The following is a 19,255-nucleotide window of genomic DNA, read 5'->3' on the forward strand; positions in this document are numbered from 1 at the left end:
AATCGCTAAAAGCGATCGCGGTTTCAGTAAAGATTTGCTCAAAAACTAAGCATGAAAATCTCCCTGCAACCTATTCTCTATATTATTTACCTGTGAGTTTAACCAATCCAACACCACCGAAATAAAGCCCCAGAACTGCTCCTGCTAAAAGACTTTGAGTTAGAGGGTCAGTAGAAGGTGTAAGTACGGCTCCTAAAACTACTGCTCCCATAATCACGTAACGCCAACCAGAAACCATCTTTTCAGACGAGACAATGTTTAAATTACCTAGTAATAATTGGATGATGGGAATTTGAAATGCTAAACCAGTGCTGAATAACAGTAGCAGTACAAATTCAAAATATTTATCTATTGACCAAAGTTGCTCAACTACATCTGCTCCGTAGCTGATGAAAAACTTCAAAGCTGCGGGGATAAGGAGTAAATAGGCAAATACTAACCCTGCGCCAAACAGGACGCTGGAACCCAAAACCACAGGCCCCAGTAAACGGCGTTCGCGGCGAGTTAGTCCTGGAAGTACAAACTGGATAATTTGGTAAAGAATGAAAGGACTAGAAAGTACTAAACCAGTGTAGGCTGCAACTTTGAAGGAGACAAAGAAATATTCTCCGGGTGCGAGTTGGAGAAATTTTACTCCTTGTGCTGGAACCTCAAGCAGCTGGACAATCGGCTTAACGGCAAAGAAACAGCCAATAATACCTACTGCTACGGCAATCAGCGAATAAAAAATGCGCTGTCGTAACTCTTCTAGATGGTCGAAAAGGGACATTTCGATTTCATCGGGCAACTCATTAAGAGGATCTGTATCTGAATTACCATATCCTTCTGGATCAATGTTAGGAACGTTTACAGTATCTACGTCTTGTAAAGGCGGCATGAGTCAGCTAGTGGGCAATATTTATAACTAAGTGCTGAATAATGAGCAAAATTTTTCACTCAGCACTTTAAACTTAGCACTCTTCATTATTTTAACTGGGGAATGCAGCCACCAATATATGTTTTTGGCTGCTGTGGGTTTTTTGTCCTGTTTTTTAAGGTTGCATGTGCATAAGTTAGTAAGAAGCCATTTTGTAGGCAATGCCTAACCTAAAAAAGGGTGGAACTGATAATTTAGAAATTACGTCTCTGCGGCTAGTGATCTGTTTTATTAATTCTGAATGGTTAGTGGTGGTCAGATCCCCGACTTCTTTAATAAGTAGGGCATCTTGTAACCCAGCAAAATTAATGGGACAGACTACTAGCAGTGCTGGGTAAATTCACACAACATTAATATATAATACTCAGTTTTGAAAATCCGGTTCATCAAGGTGGCATCTATACATACATAGCGCAATCGGAAATTTTTAGCTGAGGTTGGGTATGAACCGGAGAATTTGCTTTGTCTTAATGGCATTGCCTGTTTATTTATATAATGTTGGGCTAAGTAATACTCCTAGCAGTGACGTGACAATTGTCAAAGACCAGCTTCCTACAATAGCTGCTCTAATTGCCCACAGTACAAATGCTCCGTTACGCATATTGCCGTGGCAAATATCAGCTAGAGACGATCAAACGGAAGATTGTCTTAGGTTTGGTACTTGCAAAGATTGATGGGGATTGGAGATTGGGAATTGGGAATTGGGGATTGGGGATTACGATAGTCTCATTATAAAAAAAGAAAATTAATGGTTGTAGCAAATCAACGTACAGTGGTGGTTACAGGAGCTTCAACAGGAATTGGTCAAGCATCTGCTTTGCTTTTAGACCAGTTGGGCTTCTCTGTTTTTGCTGGCGTGCGTCAAGATATTGATGCTCAAACACTTAAGCAGAAAGGATCGTCAAGACTGATTCCAATTTTTTTAGATGTTACTGATGCTGAATCGATCGCAGATGCGGTTGACAAGGTAACAAATGCAGTGGGTGATACTGGAATTTTCGGTTTGGTGAATAATGCAGGAATTGCTATTCCTGGGCCTTTAGAATTATTAGCGATCGCAGAATTTCAATACCAGATGCAGGTTAATGTTACCGGACAATTAGCGGTGACACAAGCGTTTCTTGGTCTTTTACGCCAAAGTCGGGGTCGAATTATCAATATGGGTTCCATTGCTGGTAGGAGTCCCACGCCGTTCTTGGGAGCTTATAATGCTTCTAAATTTGCCTTGGAAGCACTTACTGATGTGATGCGGATGGAATTACGACCTTGGGGAATCTTGGTTTCAATTATTGAACCTGGTTCTATCGCTACCCCAATTTGGGAAAAGTCCCTAAGTCAATCTGAAGCAGCACAGCAAGATTTACCAGAATCGGCACAAAATCTTTACGGTAAAGCGATGAATATTGTCCGTAAAAAAATGCAGATTCTCGCATCTAAGGGAATTTCTGCGGATATTGTCGCTCAGACTGTTGTTGATGCGCTGACTGCAAAGCAGCCCAAGACGCGCTATCTCGTTGGACAAGATGCCAAAATTGGAGCGGTGTTAAAGCATATTTTGCCCGATGAGCTACATGACAAGATAATTTTATACTCAATGGGATTGTAGATTACTGATTGTAAATACTTCAGAGGTTGTCACTCTGAATTTAAAAGCTGTCAGTGACAAAATCATGATTTTCATTCACAAACTCATGATTTTTATTCACAAACTCATGATTTTTATTCACAAACTCATGGTTTTCATTGATAAACTCACGGTTTTCATTCACAAAATCATGATTTTCATTGATAAACTCACGGTTTTCATTCACAAAATCATGATTTTTGTAAGCGGAGACAAAATCTAGTTAAAAAAATTAACTCTGAACTGAAGTTGGCTTTAGCAACATTTTTTTAAAAGTCTTATTATGTAAGGGTTGTAGATTATTTTTTCGCAAAAGTCACGTAAGCTTTTAATAATTCAAGCTGATGATGGGTTCAATAGAGCTATGGCAGTTTTCAGTTGAGTGAAGTACAAGAACCCCACCCCCAACCCCCTCCCCGCAAGCGAGGAGGGGGCTATGATGTACTTGATGTGATTAAGAAACGCTATACAAAATTGTACTTAACAGTACTTTTTTTTGTGTTGGATATTTTTAATATTTATAAGAGTACCTTATTTAATATTAGAGCTTTTCTCTATTTGTACTTATAAGAGTATTTCTGCTTACTTTAACTAAATCAAGAGATAGGAATCCGGTTTGATTTCTGAAAAGATACGTAGGGTAGCCAGTCACGTGGGCGGGTTTTCCGACTTGAGGTACCTGGCGTTGTGTTAGCGATAGCGTAAGGCACAATACCCTGGATAATGGTGCGTTACGAACTTCGTTCTAACACACGCTACAATACCTAATTTTGTTCAAAAATCAAATAGGAGTCCTATAGCTATGTGCTACATCTAACTTGTGTACAAACAATTATCCAAAATGTTCAGGACTTACGCAAAAAATAGCCCAAACTTTGAGTTTCGGGTAGGGGCAATTCATGAATTGCTCCTACCGTATGTAGTTTTGCGTAAGTCTTAATGTTGTTAGTGTAGTTAGTAGTTAATAGTTAGATTAGAATAAGGCATAAATTCCCTAAAATCAATATATTTATTCAGTAAATTTTGTTATCCTCATTCCTGAGTGAACTTGATTAGTTATGCTCCTAGATTTAGAAAGATTTTATCAGGCTTGCAATCCAAGCAGACCTCTAATTATAGGAAACCCTAGCGATCGCAGGTACTATATCGATTTTGCTGCGGTGCGGGGTGGCAAAATTATCGAAGCTTTGCAACGCACGATCGCCCGAATCTCCCCGGATGCACCAACTTGTCAGCTATTTACAGGACATCTCGGCTGTGGAAAATCAACGGAGTTATTACGGCTCAAGGCTGAGTTAGAAGCACAGCAATTTCATGTAGTCTATTTTGAGTCTACCCATGTCTTAGAAATGGCAGATGTAGACGTGACTGATATTTTGTTAGCGATCGCCGGACAAGTAAGTGAAAGCCTAGAAGCGCTGAAAATCAGGCTCAAGCCTGCTTACTTTACCAGGTTGTTTGGTGAAATTGTGGATTTTCTGCAAACGCCAATTGACCTTGGAGTAGAAGCAGAATTGTCTGTGGGAATTGCCAAGATTACAGCTAAAACTAAAGAAAGTCCCCAATTGCGGCGGCGGTTAAGAGATTATTTAGAACCACGAACAGCAAATATTTTACAGTCAATTAATCAAGAATTGCTAGAACGTGCCATCAAGGAACTAAAAACTAGGGGTAAAAAAGGACTGGTGGTTATTGTTGACAACTTGGATAGAGTTGCAATTCGACCTTTACCATCGGGGCGATCGCTGCCAGAATACTTATTTATTGAACGTGGCGAACAGTTACGCAAATTAAATTGTCACGTAGTCTACACTATTCCTTTAGCGCTGACTTTCTCCAACGATAGCGCCGAACTTCAGCACCGTTTAGGGGGAGGAGTCGCACCAAAAGTATTACCGATGATACCTGTACGTCTACGCTCTAGAGAGATTTTTCCTCAAGGGCTAGGAATGATGCGGCAAATGGTACTAGCTAGAGCTTTTCCAGACATTTTACCTAGCGATCGGTTAGGCTTAATTACAGAGGTGTTTGATAGTCTGGAAACTTTAGATCGGTTGTGCTTGATTAGTGGTGGTCATGTCCGCGACTTGCTAGGGTTACTGTTTGACTGTCTGCGAGAACAAGATCCACCTTTTGAGCGAGAGTGTGTTGATTTGGTGATTCAAAGACAGCGAGATTACCGAGCCAATGCCATCGATCCTCATGAGTGGGAACTAATCTTTCAGGTAGTGCAACAGCAGAGAGTTAGAGGTGATATAGAATACCACACTTTATTACGAAGTTTATTTGTATTTGAATACCGAGATCATCAAGGAGCTTGGTTTGCCGTCAACCCAGTTTTAGCAGAGACGGAAAAATTTAAATCATGGTTGAACGACACCAACAAGCAGATATAAGAGCAGCTAATGAGCGGGCTTTAAGAAGTTTGGGGAGAGCAATTACCCTTTCTAGCGGTCAATTCTCCCTAGTTTTGGTGTGCTGCAATTATCGGGTTTTGCAAGAGCTTATGCTGCAACGACTCGAAGAAATTTCTTCAGGTGTACATCAGATTCAAAAGGTAATTCTGCCGCATAATGCTAGAAGTCTTTACACAAGTATTCATTTACAACTGGTAACTGAAGAGAATCCGCCATCAGCGTTGATGATTTTGGGTTTAGAGTTAGTAGATGGAATCGACGATCTATTGAGATCAATCAATCATATTCGTGATGAATTTCGCAAACGCCACCCTTTCCCGATGATTTTGTGGGTGAATGAAGAAGTGTTGCAGAAGATAACCCGTTTAGCACCAGATTTTGCTAGTTGGGCGGCTACACCGATTCGGTTTGAGATGACGACTCAATCATTGCGGCAATTTTTACAACAGGAAACTGACTCTTTATTTGCTACGGTATTACCAAGCGATGCTGGACAACACCAACCTCCTCAAGTTGCAAAGCATTATTTGACTGTGGAGCAAGTCTGGAAAAATAGCTATGAACTCCACTTTGCCATTGAAGAGTTGCACAATCGTGGTATTACCTTAGAGCCAGAATTACACGCTAGTTTAGAGTTTGTTTTTGGTCTAGATAATTATATTAGCGATCGCATTAGTACAGCTTTAAGTCATTTTCAGCAAAGCTTGAAAGTTTGGCAAAAGTTGGAGGAAATAGGGAATAGAGGAGTAGGGGGGGATGAGGGAGTAGAGGAAGTAGGGGGGGATGAGGGAGTATTTTCTTCGTCTGCGCCTCCTAATCGCCCATCTCCGTTACTTCTGCGGCAGGGAGTTTTGCAGTTTTATATTGGGTTGTGTTATTGCCGTTTGGCAGAGCAAAATCAAACAGAAAACCGTCGTCATTGGTACACAGCTAAATCTTATTTTCAGCAATGCTTGAATGTTTTGCAGGTGGCTGGGCGTTTAGATATAGTTGCTGGATTTATTAGTCAACTTGCTGAAGTTTTGCAATATCTGCAAGAGTGGGAAGAATTGCAGACTGTTGCTCAAAAGTCTCTGGAGTTGCATCAAACTTATGGTAGTCAAATTCAATTAGCTTGTGACTACGGATTTCTGGCACAAGTGGCCGTGCAGCAGTCGCGGTGGGTACAGGCGAGTATATTAGCGCATGTATCACTACTAAAATTAGCTGAAGCACAAAAGCAAAATGACCCTTATAATTGCTTATTTCCATTACTGTTGGGGCAAATTTACTATTTACTGTTGGCGAAAGCACAGCGAAATTTAGGTGAGCTAGTAATTGCTCATGAATACTTAGAAAAGGCGACAAAAGAACTGCCGGCATCCTTAGAAAGCAGTGCCCATCAATACGATGCTCATCGTTATATTCGCTTATTGCGGACACTGCGATCGCTATATTTTGAAGAAGGTCGCTATTTGGAAGCTTATTACATTCGCCAAAAACGGCGTTCTGTTGAGCAACAGTACGGTTTTCGGGCTTTTATTGGTGCAGGACGTTTGCAACCTCAAAGACAGGCGACAAACCCAGCATTGATGGCACCTTCTGGGAGTAGTAGCGTTGCTTTAGAAATTGCTGCTTCTGGTCGAGAGCGTGATATTAATAACTTAATTGGCAGAATTAGCCGCGCCGATCAAAAGCTGACAGTGATTCATGGTCAATCAGGCGTAGGTAAGAGTTCTACCGTCACGGCGGGTTTAGTTCCCGCACTACAAAATCGAGCCATTGGCGATCAAATAGCTGTGCCTGTGGTACTGCAAGTTTATACCGACTGGGCGCGGGAATTAGGAAAATCTTTAAGTGAGGCGATGTTTAGTGATGCATCCCTTGCCATCTACGCTGATATTAAGCTAGAAGCGGCGGAGGCTTTGCCTTACTCTGACACACCCATCACCATCGTCAGAATTATACAACAACTTAAACAAAATGCTGATAACCATCTGATTACAGTTTTAATATTTGACCAGTTTGAAGAATTTTTCTTTGGTTATAGCGATCGCAAGCAGAAGCAAGAATTTGATAAATTTATTAGCGACTGTCTAAATATCCCCTTTGTCAAAGTTATCCTTTCGTTGCGAGAAGATTATTTACATCGGTTATTAGACTTTAAACATCTCTCTGCACTAGAAGCGATTAATAATAATATTCTCGACAAGCATATTCGCTACCAGTTGAATAACTTTTCGCCAGAATATGCTAAAGCAATTATCCAAAAATTGACCGAGCGATCGCAGTTTAATTTAGAGCCTGCATTAATTGATGCCTTAATCGAAGATTTATCCACAGAATTTGGAGAAGTTCGCCCCATTGAATTGCAAGTTGTAGGAGCGCAAATTCAAGATGAGCGGATTACTACACTAGAAGAATATCAGCCATATAGACCTAACAAACTCATTGAGCGATATCTTAAAGAACTGATTAAAGACTGCGGCCCAGAAAATGAACGAGCCGCTTTACTCGTCTTATACTTATTAACAGACGAAAGTAACAACCGACCTTTTAAAACTCGTGCTGAGTTAGCAGCGCAGTTAGCAGAATTAGAAGATCCTGGAAAATTAGAATTAGTATTAGATATTTTAGTTAGCTCCGGGTTAGTGGTACTATTCCCCGATGTCCCAGAACGCTATCAACTAATTCACGATTATTTAGTAAACTTGATTCGCTACCTGCAACAACAAGAATCAAGCTTACAGGTGCAACTAAATCAGTTACGCCAAAAAGTAGAACAAAGCCAAACTGAGATTGAGCGACTGAAAAGCGAACTTAGCCAAAATGAACAGCGTTCCAAATTAGTAGATCCTTATCCCCAACAGGGATTAGACTTATTAACAGAATTACGAGAATTACACAAGCGCGAAGAATTGAGTCAGTTAGAAATTGAGCAATTACGAGCCGAACTCAAAGAAAAAGAATTAACAGCTAAACTCGCAGAAAGTCAAAAGAAACAAAGACTTAGTGAAGCTCAATTAAATCGTTCGTTGAAAATTGCCTTGACTGCTTCTGTTCTCGCCATCTTGGGATTAAGCGTTTCTATAGTAACAGCAGTAGATAGCGAAATTAAAACTCTTAGTGCATCCAGTGAAGCCCTCTTTGCCTCACAAAAAGGTATTGATGCTTTAAAAGATGGCTTAAGGGCGGGAAGAAAATTACAACAAACAGTTTGGATTGATTCTTATACAAAAGAGCAAGTACAAACGGCGCTATATCAAGCAGTTTCTGGCTTGAGAGAATATAACCGTTTAGAAGGGCATATATCTGGAGTAAATAGTGCTACATTCAGTCCCGATCGCTCTTTAATTGCCTCAGCCAGTGCAGACACTACAATTAAACTTTGGCTTCCCGATGGTAGCTTGTTCAAAACCTTATCGGGGCATGAAGATGTAGTTAATAGCGTTAGTTTCAGCCCAGATGGTCAAATTATTGCTTCCGCCAGTCAAGATAAGACGGTGAAACTGTGGAGTCGAGGGGGTGTGCTGCTTGTTACCTTATTAGGGCATAAAGGTGTAGTCAATAGTGTCAGCTTTAGCCCAGATGGTCAACTTATTGCTTCGGCAAGTACAGACAAGACAATTAAATTGTGGAGTCAGGATGGTAAACTGCTCAAAACCTTGCAGGGAAATGATGGTGCGGTTTTGAGTGTCGCTTGGTCAAGCGATGGACAAACCATTGCTTCCGGGAGTGCTGACAAGACGGTAAAATTGTGGAGTCGGGATGGTAAGCTGCTCAAAACCTTACAGGGACATGAAGATGCAGTCAAAAGTGTAGCTTGGTCAACCGATGGGAAAACTATTGCTTCTGCTAGTTTAGACCAGACAATCAAACTGTGGAATTTGTCGGGTAAGCTAGTGCGAACCTTATCAGGGCATAGTGCTGGAGTTACCAGCGTCAGTTTTAGCCGTGATGGTAAGACGATCGCTTCCGCAAGTACCGACGAGACAATCAAACTTTGGAATTTTGAAGGTGTGCTGCTAGGAACCCTGAAGGGACATAATAATTGGGTTAACAGCGTCAGTTTCAGCCCAGACGGTCGTACCTTGGCTTCTGCAAGTCGGGACAAAACAATTAAACTTTGGCATTGGGACGATGTGTTATTGCGAAAACCCAAAGCCGATAATGATGACTGGATAACTAGCATTAGTTTCAGCCCAAGCGATCGCACCTTAGCAGCAGCAAGTCGAGATAAAACTGTAAAATTATTCAGTCAAGACGGTAAACTACTGCGTACTTTCACTGGGCATAAAGGTCAAGTTTGGGGAGTTAGTTTCAGTCCTGATGGTCAAGCGATCGCCTCGGCTAGTAAAGATAAAACGGTAAAGCTTTGGAGTGTTGACGGTAAACTGCTCAACACCTTACAGGGTCATAATAGTACCATCTTGGGTGTAGCTTGGTCGCCTAATGGTCAAGTAATTGCCTCAGCCAGTAAAGATAAAACAGTAAAGCTTTGGAGTCGAGACGGTAAACTACTCAAAACCTTGCAAGGACATCAAGATGCAGTAAATTGGGTAAGTTTTAGCCCCGATGGTAACTTGCTAGCCTCAGCCAGTGATGACAAAACCGTAAAAATCTGGAGTTTAGATGGTAAATTGCTTCACACCTTAATTGGTCATAGCCGCCGGGTAAATGGGGTTGCTTGGTCGCCCGATAGTCAAACAATCGCTTCAGCTAGTATTGATAGCACAGTCAAACTTTGGAGCCGCGACGGTGATATCCTAAATACTCTCGCGGGGGATGGCGACAGCTTCATCAGTGTGAGTTTTAGCCCCGACGGTAAGACTTTAGCCGCTAGCAGTGATGACAAAGTGAGGATTTGGAACCGAGAAGGGACATTATTAATTGCTTTGAAAGGCTATGAAGCTGAGTTAACCAGCGTCAGTTTCAGTCATGATGGTAAGACTCTGGCTGCGGGTAGTGGTAACGGCACAGTAATATTCCAAAATTTAGCAGATATCCAACTAGAAAAGTTACTGGGACGGGGTTGCAATCTGCTACATGATTATTTGCAGACTAATCAGAAAGTAATAAAGAGCGATCGCTCCTTATGTCCTGGTAGGTAATGCAAAATAATTATCAGTATGAAGGACTGATTATTGTATAAGACTTACGCAAAATATATCTCAAACTCTGATTTCTCCGTGTCCTCTGCGCCTCTGCGGTTCGTTATTCCGTAACTCTTGCATATTGTACGGCAATTTATCGCGTCTCTTGCCTTAACCGAGCAGTATTAGGAGAGATGCTAAGATAGATAAGCCGATTCACTCGCGCCAAAGTTCAATGACTATTGCCAAACTGTCCGAACTAGGCATTACTCACCTTCCCGACCATACTGAGTTACCAGAGTCAGACAAAACCTTTGTGAAAAATTTTCAAGAACACCCACAAAGCATACTTTTAACTGACTCCCTTCAAGGTGTATTACAACAAATTCACCCAGATAACCAGTATTGTATTGGTCAAGATTGTGGCATTTACTGGCGTTTAACCGAACCACCTGAACGTGGTGCAGAAGCACCGGATTGGTTTTACGTCCCTAATGTTGCACCTATGTTAAATGGTCAGTTTCGGCGTTCCTATGTGTTGTGGCAAGAATATGTCGCTCCCCTAATTGTACTGGAATTCGCTTCTGGAGATGGTTCAGAAGAAAGAGATAATGCTCCCATTACTGGTAAATTCTGGGTATACGAGCAGGCAATCCGCGTACCTTTTTATGGCATTTACGAATTTAGCAAAGCTACGGTTGAATTTTATCACTTAGTTGATGGTAGGTATCAGCAACTAAAAGCTAACGAACGCGGACACTATGAGATTTCCTTGATGGGTGTCGAATTGGGTATTTGGCAAGGACAGTATGGAAATACTACAGCGCCTTGGTTGCGTTGGTGGGATGCACAGGGAAATTTATTACTAACTGGTGAGGAAAAATCGCAGTTATTAGCACCTCAACTAGAACAAGAACAAGAAAAATCGCAGTTATTAACATCCCAATTAGAACAAGAACAGCAAAAAACCCAGCGTTTAGCAGAACGCTTGAGACAGCTTGGAATAAATCCAGACGAAGTTTAATATTTGATTGGGGATGGATTCACGAGTGTTATTATGCTACTTCTTTAATGCAGTAGATAATTGGTGGAGTGCGATCGCCTTTTGTTATCCAACCTTAAGCCGTTATTTCAGAACTACGGCAGGAAAATCAGCCATAACTCATAGACAAAGCTGTAGCATTAAGTGAAGTACTTGTCAGCAAGGGAGCGAGGGCGATGTACGTAACCGTCACACAACCACTGACTTTTGAAGAGTTTCTTGCCTGGGACGATGGTTCAGGCAGAGAGTTTGAGCTATTGGATGGGATTCCTGTGCCATTATCAGAACCAAATGCAAATCATGAGGATTTGATTCAACGACTGTGTGCCTACTTAGAAAATCACTGCCAAGAAAATGACCTGCCTTACATCTCGCGCCAGTCTAAGCAGGTTCGGCTCAAAACAGCACCGGGAGACAAGGAAAAAACCCGGAAAGCAGATATTGTCATATTTGCAAGAGTTGAATGGCAGAGGATGAAAACTAGCTCTAGTTCTGCTGCTGCATATATTCCACCACCCGGAATCATTGAGGTTGTTAGCAACAACTGGAAGGACGACTATCTGACAAAACTTGCTGAATATGAGGATTTGGGCGTTTTTGAGTACATTATTATAGACTATGCTGCTTTTGGTGGTATTCGGTTCATTGGCTCTCCCAAGCAGCCAACCATTACAATCTACCAACTTGAAGATGGAGAGTATTTACCGCCAAAAGTGTTTCGAGGGCAGGATAGAATTGATTGTAGATTGTTTCCGAACATTCCCTTAACGGCTGAACAGATTTTTGCAATGAGTCGCTGATTAGCATTTCTGTTATTGCAATTCACTCAAATTCACACAACACTTTGAGCAGATGGTTTAGTTAATGGTGTTTCTAATGCAACAATGACGTGATGTAGAAGAATTAAAAGAAGCGTTTTCCATCAACTAAGATAAAAATAAAAATCCCTATGACGTTGATTAATGCAGGTCATAGGGATTTATTTACTTACGGGACTGGTGCGGCTCGAACGCACGACCTGACGCTTAGGAGGCGTCCGCTCTATCCAACTGAGCTACAACCCCAAGTAGGAAGCATATATGATTATAGCAGTAGTTTTAGTGAGACTGCCAAACATTATCCCAAGAGCCGCCGCCTACTTCTAAACCACAAAGAAAACTTTCTGCTTTGAGAATTATCTGAGATTTTCTCCCATTTAATTCTCGTAACTCCAAATTTAACTTTCCTTGCATGGTGTCTCGACAACAATATTTTAAACCTTCTGCTGTCGGCGCACGCAGAGGTGTACCAGGTAAATCTGTGGTTCCTGTCAATTCAATTTCATAATTAGAGTTAGTAGCTTTCATTTGCCATTTACCCCAAGGCTGAATTTCCCAGTCTACTTGGGAATTCCAGGGAACGAATTCATAAAACTTGCCTTGATAATGCAACCCAATCATCGCTACAGATTCCATCCACCACAGCACACCCCGCCGTCCCCCGCCAGCAGTTAATGCTAAGTCGGGTTCGCCTTCAAAGCAATTACAATTTATCCAAAACCATTTTTGAGGAAAAGCACCACCCCAATTTTTCTCGCCGTAGGCTGGGGCGTTGGTGAATTCGTAGATTTTGCCATTCCAATCAATTTTCCCACTGGCTAAACCGTGAGCCATTAAAATCTGCCATCCGGGTTCAAATATCTGCGAGAATGAAAGCCAGCCGGCGGTTGATTGCTGAATGCTATTTTTATTACCCCAACCGTATACTGGTTGAATTTCATACTCCCAACGGCAATAATTATTAGTAGCGTAGTCACGAATAATTCCCTGATTCAAGGTGGCTGTGGCTTGATATCCTTCTTGAACATGATGCTCAAACTCTGCTGGGAGAAGATACAGAGGAGCAATTTGCAAATCTGTTTTACCCCAATGACCTAAACCCAGAACATCCCGACTACCCCAAAATTTCTTCACATCAGGAAAAGTCCGACATAAATACTCATCATCTGGGCCAAGGACTTGGGCTGCACCGCCACTGTAAGGTTTACCGCCAATGGGGTCTTCAATAGAGTACATAAAAGCGAAGGTTTGCCCAATTTCTGGCAAAGTAACGCGGTAATACCAACCCTCAAAAAAGCGGCGACTGCTGCCATCCCAGTGATAACCAGAATGAGGAGTTTGGTTTGATTGGAGGAAATTTAGGGGAATAGTTAACATAGTATATAGTTGCCGATTTTTTCAGTATGCGCGATGACCTCGATATCAATGATGCTTATGAAATTCTTGGGCTAGAAGCCGGTGCATCAAAAGCACAGGTGAAGCGGGCTTACCGTCAATTGGTGAAAATTTGGCATCCCGATGGCTTTGTCGATCAAAAGCAAAAACAGGAAGCTGAGGAAAAAATCAAATCAATCAACGTAGCTTACAACAAGCTCAAATCAGAAAGTCCATCCGAGCCTCCCATTTCTGAAAATCCCTCTTCATCTTCGCCTAAAAAATCCCCAAAAATATCTGTCAATCGTTGGGATGCAGAAGCTTTCTATACTTTAGGCGTAGAGAATGCCACGGAAGGAAGATATGAGGATGCGATCGCAGATTTTACCCATGCAATTCGTCTCAATCCTCACTATGTTGAGGCATATAAATATCGTGGGCTAGTTTGCTCTCAACTTGGATACGAATATAGAGCCGCTTCCGATTTAAATAAAGCGGCACTTATAGAACAAGAATTAAGAAATCCGGGTGCTGTACGGGAAGTGCGATCGCCTAGATATGTATCAAAGCCTAGACCTTTGCTAGAAAGATTTTGTCAGAGGATTAAAAAGATATTACGACTAAATCGGCGTTGGAAATAAAAAACGCTCAGACGGCGAAATTACAGCAGATTGCAACAGGCGTGAGGTACAGATCATCGTAGGGGCACAACATGTTGTGCCCCTACCCATGTACTTCATTTACCCGCAATAGGCTGTATATACCTAAGCCTCAGTCTACTCAAACCATGCTCTAAAGAATTGGTCGTTTACTTTCGAGGATTTCTGTTGCTTTCTCGACAGAAAGTGGGCGGTAGAATAAATAGCCCTGTATTTCATCACAGTTGATAGATTTCAAGAACTCCAATTGCTCCTCTGTTTCTACCCCTTCGGCTGTTAACTTCAATCCCAAGCTTTGTCCCAAGGTAACTATAGCCTTGATAATATGAGCTACTTTGGAATCGGGCTTCAAATCTTTAACGAAAGACTGATCTATTTTTAAATTGTGGAGTGGTAAAAGCTGTAGGCGTGAGAGCGAGGAATGACCCGTACCAAAGTCATCAATGGAGATGTAAATACCCATTTGCTGTAGCTCCTCTAACACCGTTCTGGTAAAATCCAAGTCTTCAATGGCTGTAGTTTCCATAATTTCTAATTCTAAAAAGCGGGCTTCCAGACCTGTTTGCTCTAAAATCGTGGTTATAATATCCACTAATTTGGGTTGGCGGAATTGCTTCAGAGAAAGATTGACAGCGATCATCATAGGTGGCAATCCTGCATCTTGCCAGATTTTATTTTGGATACAGGCTTTCCGTAGCACCCATTCGCCGATGGCGATAATTAATCCGCTTTCTTCAGCGAGGGGAATGAAGACACTGGGCGCAACTAATCCCATTTCTGGGTGCTGCCAACGTAACAAAGCCTCCATACCAGTAATTTTTCCTGTGGCAATGTTCACACGGGGCTGATAGTACACCGTAAATTCTTCACGTTCTAGGGCATAGCGCAAACTCTTTTCTAAAGTCAGAAGTTCAGGATTTTTGGCGCTCAGAGAAACACTATAGAATTGGTAGTTATTCCGCCCTTTATCCTTGGCGTAGTATAAAGCGGCATCTGCGTGCTGGATTAGTGTTTCGGCATCAGGACTGTTGTTATCAAGCAACGAAATACCGAGACTAGCGGTCACATAAAGTTCATGTCCTTGGAGATGAAAAGGATCTTCTAAGGCTTGTAAGATTCTGTACGCCACCTGCGTTACTTCTTCAATATCAGTGACTCGCGGGAGCAAGATAGTAAACTCATCGCCTCCCCAACGGGCTATGGTGTCTCCGCCTCTGAGTAAGTCTTGTAATCTTTGAGAGACGCTTTTCAACAATTGATCCCCTAATGTGTGCCCCAGGGTATCATTAATGACCTTGAAGCGATCTAGGTCAAGGAAGATCACAGCTAAACTTTCGTTATTCCGCGTGGCGTTGGGTAGAGTTTTACTGAGTAGTTCACTAAATAGTAGGCGATTGGGCAACCCTGTCAGCATGTCATGAAGGGCTTGATGGCGAATCTTTTCTTCTACTTGCTGACGCTGCCGCGCACCCAGAATACTAGCAGCCATCGTTAAAAGGGTAGATTCTTCGTGCTTTGACCAATGACGCTCAAACTTACAGTCTGCCAAACCAAGGTATCCCCAGCATTCATTCTCCAACCGGAGGGGCACTAGAATCAGAGATTTAATGCCATCTCGAATTAGGAATTCTTGTTCGGCGACAGGAAATTTTTGGGTGAGTCCGCTAATGGACTGGCCGCTAGAGAGAACAGTATACCAACGGGCTAATCCAGAACCTTTATAAAGCTGATTCTGCCAAAGGTGATGGGTAGATTCAATAGAAGATTGTGTCCATTCAAACCGGAGACTGAGAGCTATTTCTCCTGCAACAGGATGAAGATGGTTCTGAAAGAGATAAGCACGATCTGCCTTGGCAGCTTCGCCCAGTATAGCTATAGCTCGCTCAATACCAGTTTCGTAATTCATTTCGCCTAGCAAATAATTAGCGGCTTCTGCAACTGCTTGGAGCAAGCGATCGCGCTGACGCAATTCGGCTGTGGCTTGTTTTTGCTCCGTAATATCCCTAATAATAAAAGTTCTAATTAAATCACTTTGAGGAAGGTAGAGAACGGATTGTTCAAAAACTTCTGTACCTACTTCCACCTCCCGCACAAAAGAATTTTTTTCTAAATTCTTAACTGTACTCAAGAGTCCTGCTAATATTGGGTGTTCTGTTCCAACTTCTCTGAGTTTGGGAAACTTGAGGGCTGCGGCTGGATTGAGATAAGTCACTATTCCCTCGAAATCCATCTCAATAATCGGATTCGGAATGAGTTCGGGGAACGATGCTAGGCGAGCTAAAGCAGACTCACTAGCTGCTTCAAAATCAGGATCGATCGCTAAGGTTTGAAAAGGATTAGCAGGACTAGCTTGCTCTGATAAAAAACCAGATAAGTCTTCAACATCAAAAGATTCAGAAAATGCTTGTTCTGAAATATTGGAAATAGCATAATATTTAGCCTGAGCTTGATTACTGCCAAAAGCAATAACATCTCCATTTCTAAGATTGTGAGAGAAGCATTTAGCACCATTTATAAATAAGCCATTAGTACTTCCTTTGCCCTTGAAATTGCCATCAATAATCTGGAAGCCATATTGGTCAGTTTCTGGAACAGTTACTCTCAATAAAATTGCATGTTGCATTGATACCGATCGGGAAGCCAAGATAATAGTATTTGCAGGATGCCGTCCTAGAGAATAAGTAGTCTCTAACAAGGCTACAGTTCGTTCTCCTTGCAGGTCTTTAATGACCAACAGATGGCGTATTTTTTCCCGATCATTTCCTAGCATGGCTGTTCCTCAAATTCTCATATACCTATATGTCTTAGTCTTAAAAATACCACTCTCAAAAGTGCGATCTAAAAATCTGAACTTCTAGGGAAATTTGCTTAATTAAAATTGCAAATCAGTCCTTTTATTCATGATTTATCTTATTGAATAAGATGACTAATTGTCCAATCGGTTTTTGTGGTAGAAGTTCTAGCTGTTTTCTCAACTTATTTGGAATTACAAAAAATAAATTATCCAATCAGGTGTTTTATGGCGTTAAGCGTAACACACCCTCCACAGATAATAGGTGCGTTACGCAGCCGCAGTAACATACTCTACAACCACGGTGATTGGTTGCAATATTTTTAACTGGAAGTCCCAAAGATAAGTTATAAGCTTTGTCCCTTCGTCTATATAGTCCAATTGTGCCTTTCTTAGGATACCCAGAATAAAATCAAACACTGAGTAGAAAACATGGTATATTTACGGATTTTTATCAATGAAGGCAGGCTACGGTGTATACACAAGTCTCTAAGAAACCTCACCCTGGTTTTGCTGTGCAAAACCTGTCCCTCTCCTTAGTAAGGAGAGGGATTAAAGATGGAACGGGGTGAGATTTTTGTTTTGGGTAATTCAATGGCTTGTGTGTACACCATAGATGGTAAAGAGGGGAAGGAGAATGAAGCGTTTCTAACAGCTAAATTTTAAAAAGGATTATAGAGCAAACTAAAATACAGACCCTTTTCTTGTAATGTTCTCTCGTTTGAGTCAACAGAAATTAAAGGAATACCCCAATCAAGACGAACAGTGAAGCGATCGCCTTGTGACCAACGCAACCCTAAACCAACAGCAGCTAAAGTATTAGGGTTGGGATTTTCTCTATCCGAACTATTCCAACCAACACCAAAATCCACAAAGGGAACAACCTGTAACGTGCTATCTATCTGGGGTAAGCGCAGAATTGGGACTTGAACTTCCGCAGAGACAAAAGTGCCATTATCCGTTAACAGGTAATCTTGACGATAGCCCCGAACGCTATCCTGCCCACCTAAGCCAAATTGCTCTAAAGGCAGAAGTGTTCTAGATGCAAGTTGCGTGTTTAAATGAAGTAACAGTAAGGTTTCAGGAGCTAAAAGACGTACCCACTGCGCTTGCCCTTGCCAAGCAAAAAAACGGCTATCGGGAGCGCTTTGATTAATCGTGGGATTTAAGATATCTATGCCTAAACTGAATTGAGAGCGTAAGGCGATGACTTCACGGCTGTTACGACTCGTCCATTCTTGAAAAAATCGCAACGCAGATACCTTAGTGCGTCCCTGTTCATCAGCACCAGGCGAAAGTAGAGAGGGGGAAAATTGTGGTTGTAGTATCCACGAAATATCACTTTCGCGTCGGGAAGCTGTTAACCCAAGAGCGAATTCTTGTGTAGGAGTTTGGACTACTGGCTGGCGGAATGTCACTTCGTAGTAGCGAGATGCTGATTGGATATCTAAAGATTTGAAAGAAGGTTCAATGACATTACTCGACGTAGTGCCATAGTTGAAAGTCAGTGTGCCATTGTGGGGATTGAGCGGTAATGTGTAGCTTGCGTCCAAGGAGTTGCTACCATCGGTATTAGTGTAAGAAACACCGAGAGAATCCCCCAATCCTAATAAGTTGGCTTCATTCAATTGTAATCGGCGGCGAAAACTGCCAACACTTGGCGATCGCCCATTATCAAGAACTATCTGGCTACTAAAGGTTTTTGCCTCACTAACCTTGACTTCTAAAAGACTCGAACCACTCCGCGATCCTGCGGAGAGTTCAGCAGTCACGTTTTGAATCAAAGGATTAAGTTGCAATAGTTGCAGTGCTTGTAGTAGACGCTGCCGATTTAGAGGTTGCGATGTAGCTATTGCTAGTCGGCTACGGACATAATTCGGATTCAACCGCCGAGTTCCAGTTACCTTAATATCTTCTAATTTACCTTCGATCACCTGAATTTTGACAACACCAGATTTGATTGTTTGGGGTGGGATATATGCACCAGAGGTAATATAACCATTCCTGACATATAAATCAGTAATTTTAGAACGTGCTTGATATACTTCAGTCAGCGATATTGGTCGTTTAGTAAATTCAGCAGTGGCTTTGACTAACTCTTCGGGACTGAAAACTGTGCTACCAAGAACTTCAAACCGTTCAACAACAATAGTTTGAGGAAAGTTGCCACGGAGTGGTTCATCAGGTAGGGGAGTTGGAACAGAGGGGGGAAATAGTTCTGCGGGTGGGGGAAGTGGCTGTGGCAGTTCAGGTGAAGGAAGTGGCGAAGGTATGGATGGTTGGACATCCTGTGGTGGTGGGAGTTTTTGTGACAGGACAAAATTACTTGTTGGTAATTGTGTAGTATCAACAGCCTGAGCTTTCAGTAGACTAGAAGATATACTGCTGAGTAATATAAGCAGTGATAACTGAGATGTTATAAGATTCTGAGGATATTTTTTATTAATCATCGCACTGGACTATTTTTTGTCAGTAACTATGGGATTACATGGGGACTGCCTCAGATGTGAATCTTACTTCATCTTTTGTCGCTAAAGTTGAT

Annotated in this window: 12 protein-coding genes and 1 tRNA gene; 7 read left to right on the forward strand and 6 right to left on the reverse strand. The window is 41.8% G+C overall.

Annotated features, from left to right (window positions below; genetic code table 11):
- Positions 1-82 precede the first annotated feature (82 nt).
- Positions 83-877 carry a twin-arginine translocase subunit TatC gene (gene tatC, locus V7K98_RS01010; RefSeq protein ID WP_335018708.1) on the reverse strand — a complete coding sequence of 265 codons (795 nt, stop codon included), beginning with the start codon at positions 875-877 and terminating at the stop codon, positions 83-85.
- A gap of 482 nt (positions 878-1,359) precedes the next feature.
- Here tatC and V7K98_RS01015 point away from each other — a divergent pair, with 482 nt between their 5' ends.
- Together V7K98_RS01015 and V7K98_RS01020 are read left to right on the forward strand one after the other, a co-directional pair.
- On the forward strand, positions 1,360-1,590 hold the full coding sequence (locus V7K98_RS01015; protein WP_335018710.1) for a hypothetical protein: 231 nt from the start codon (positions 1,360-1,362) through the stop codon (positions 1,588-1,590).
- A 74-nt stretch (positions 1,591-1,664) separates the two neighbouring features.
- Positions 1,665-2,522 carry an SDR family NAD(P)-dependent oxidoreductase gene (locus V7K98_RS01020; protein WP_335018712.1) on the forward strand — a complete coding sequence of 286 codons (858 nt, stop codon included), beginning with the start codon at positions 1,665-1,667 and terminating at the stop codon, positions 2,520-2,522.
- 40 nt (positions 2,523-2,562) lie between these two features.
- On the opposite strand, the gene V7K98_RS01025 is transcribed toward V7K98_RS01020, so the two are convergent.
- Complete coding sequence (locus tag V7K98_RS01025; protein WP_335018713.1) at positions 2,563-2,727, reverse strand: hypothetical protein; 165 nt, start codon at positions 2,725-2,727, stop codon at positions 2,563-2,565.
- Positions 2,728-3,598: 871 nt separating this feature from the next.
- On the opposite strand from V7K98_RS01025, the gene V7K98_RS01030 reads away from it, so the two are divergent.
- The 4 genes from V7K98_RS01030 to V7K98_RS01045 all read left to right on the forward strand — a co-directional run bounded on the left by V7K98_RS01030 (position 3,599) and on the right by V7K98_RS01045 (position 11,871).
- Positions 3,599-4,936: a P-loop NTPase fold protein gene (locus tag V7K98_RS01030; protein ID WP_335018715.1), complete on the forward strand. Its 1,338-nt coding sequence runs from the start codon at positions 3,599-3,601 to the stop codon at positions 4,934-4,936.
- Positions 4,906-10,047 (forward strand): nSTAND1 domain-containing NTPase, encoded by a 5,142-nt coding sequence (locus V7K98_RS01035; protein ID WP_335018717.1) that lies wholly within the window; start codon positions 4,906-4,908, stop codon positions 10,045-10,047. Before V7K98_RS01030 ends, V7K98_RS01035 begins: the two co-directional genes overlap by 31 nt.
- A 217-nt stretch (positions 10,048-10,264) precedes the next feature.
- The gene (locus V7K98_RS01040; protein ID WP_335018719.1) at positions 10,265-11,053 is read left to right on the forward strand and encodes a Uma2 family endonuclease; all 789 of its coding nucleotides are present in this window, start codon (positions 10,265-10,267) and stop codon (positions 11,051-11,053) included.
- A gap of 194 nt (positions 11,054-11,247) precedes the next feature.
- Positions 11,248-11,871, forward strand: a complete 624-nt coding sequence (locus tag V7K98_RS01045) for a Uma2 family endonuclease (protein WP_335018721.1) — start codon at positions 11,248-11,250, stop codon at positions 11,869-11,871.
- Between the two features lie 190 nt (positions 11,872-12,061).
- On the opposite strand, the gene V7K98_RS01050 is transcribed toward V7K98_RS01045, so the two are convergent.
- Together V7K98_RS01050 and V7K98_RS01055 are read right to left on the reverse strand one after the other, a co-directional pair.
- Positions 12,062-12,135: transfer RNA gene (locus V7K98_RS01050), tRNA-Arg, on the reverse strand.
- 33 nt (positions 12,136-12,168) lie between these two features.
- A complete protein-coding gene (locus V7K98_RS01055; protein ID WP_335018723.1) occupies positions 12,169-13,266 on the reverse strand; it encodes a tocopherol cyclase family protein in 1,098 nt (365 codons plus the stop codon).
- Between the two features lie 26 nt (positions 13,267-13,292).
- On the opposite strand from V7K98_RS01055, the gene V7K98_RS01060 reads away from it, so the two are divergent.
- Positions 13,293-13,904 carry a J domain-containing protein gene (locus V7K98_RS01060; RefSeq protein WP_335018725.1) on the forward strand — a complete coding sequence of 204 codons (612 nt, stop codon included), beginning with the start codon at positions 13,293-13,295 and terminating at the stop codon, positions 13,902-13,904.
- Between the two features lie 151 nt (positions 13,905-14,055).
- Here the strand turns inward: V7K98_RS01060 and V7K98_RS01065 are convergent, their stop codons facing one another.
- Positions 14,056-16,692, reverse strand: a complete 2,637-nt coding sequence (locus tag V7K98_RS01065) for an EAL domain-containing protein (RefSeq protein ID WP_335018727.1) — start codon at positions 16,690-16,692, stop codon at positions 14,056-14,058.
- A gap of 683 nt (positions 16,693-17,375) precedes the next feature.
- The gene (locus V7K98_RS01070) at positions 17,376-19,163 is read right to left on the reverse strand and encodes a ShlB/FhaC/HecB family hemolysin secretion/activation protein (RefSeq protein ID WP_335018729.1); all 1,788 of its coding nucleotides are present in this window, start codon (positions 19,161-19,163) and stop codon (positions 17,376-17,378) included.
- Positions 19,164-19,255: the final 92 nt, after the last annotated feature.

It is taken from the genome of Nostoc sp., from assembly GCF_036917435.1.
GTDB lineage: Bacteria > Cyanobacteriota > Cyanobacteriia > Cyanobacteriales > Nostocaceae > Nostoc.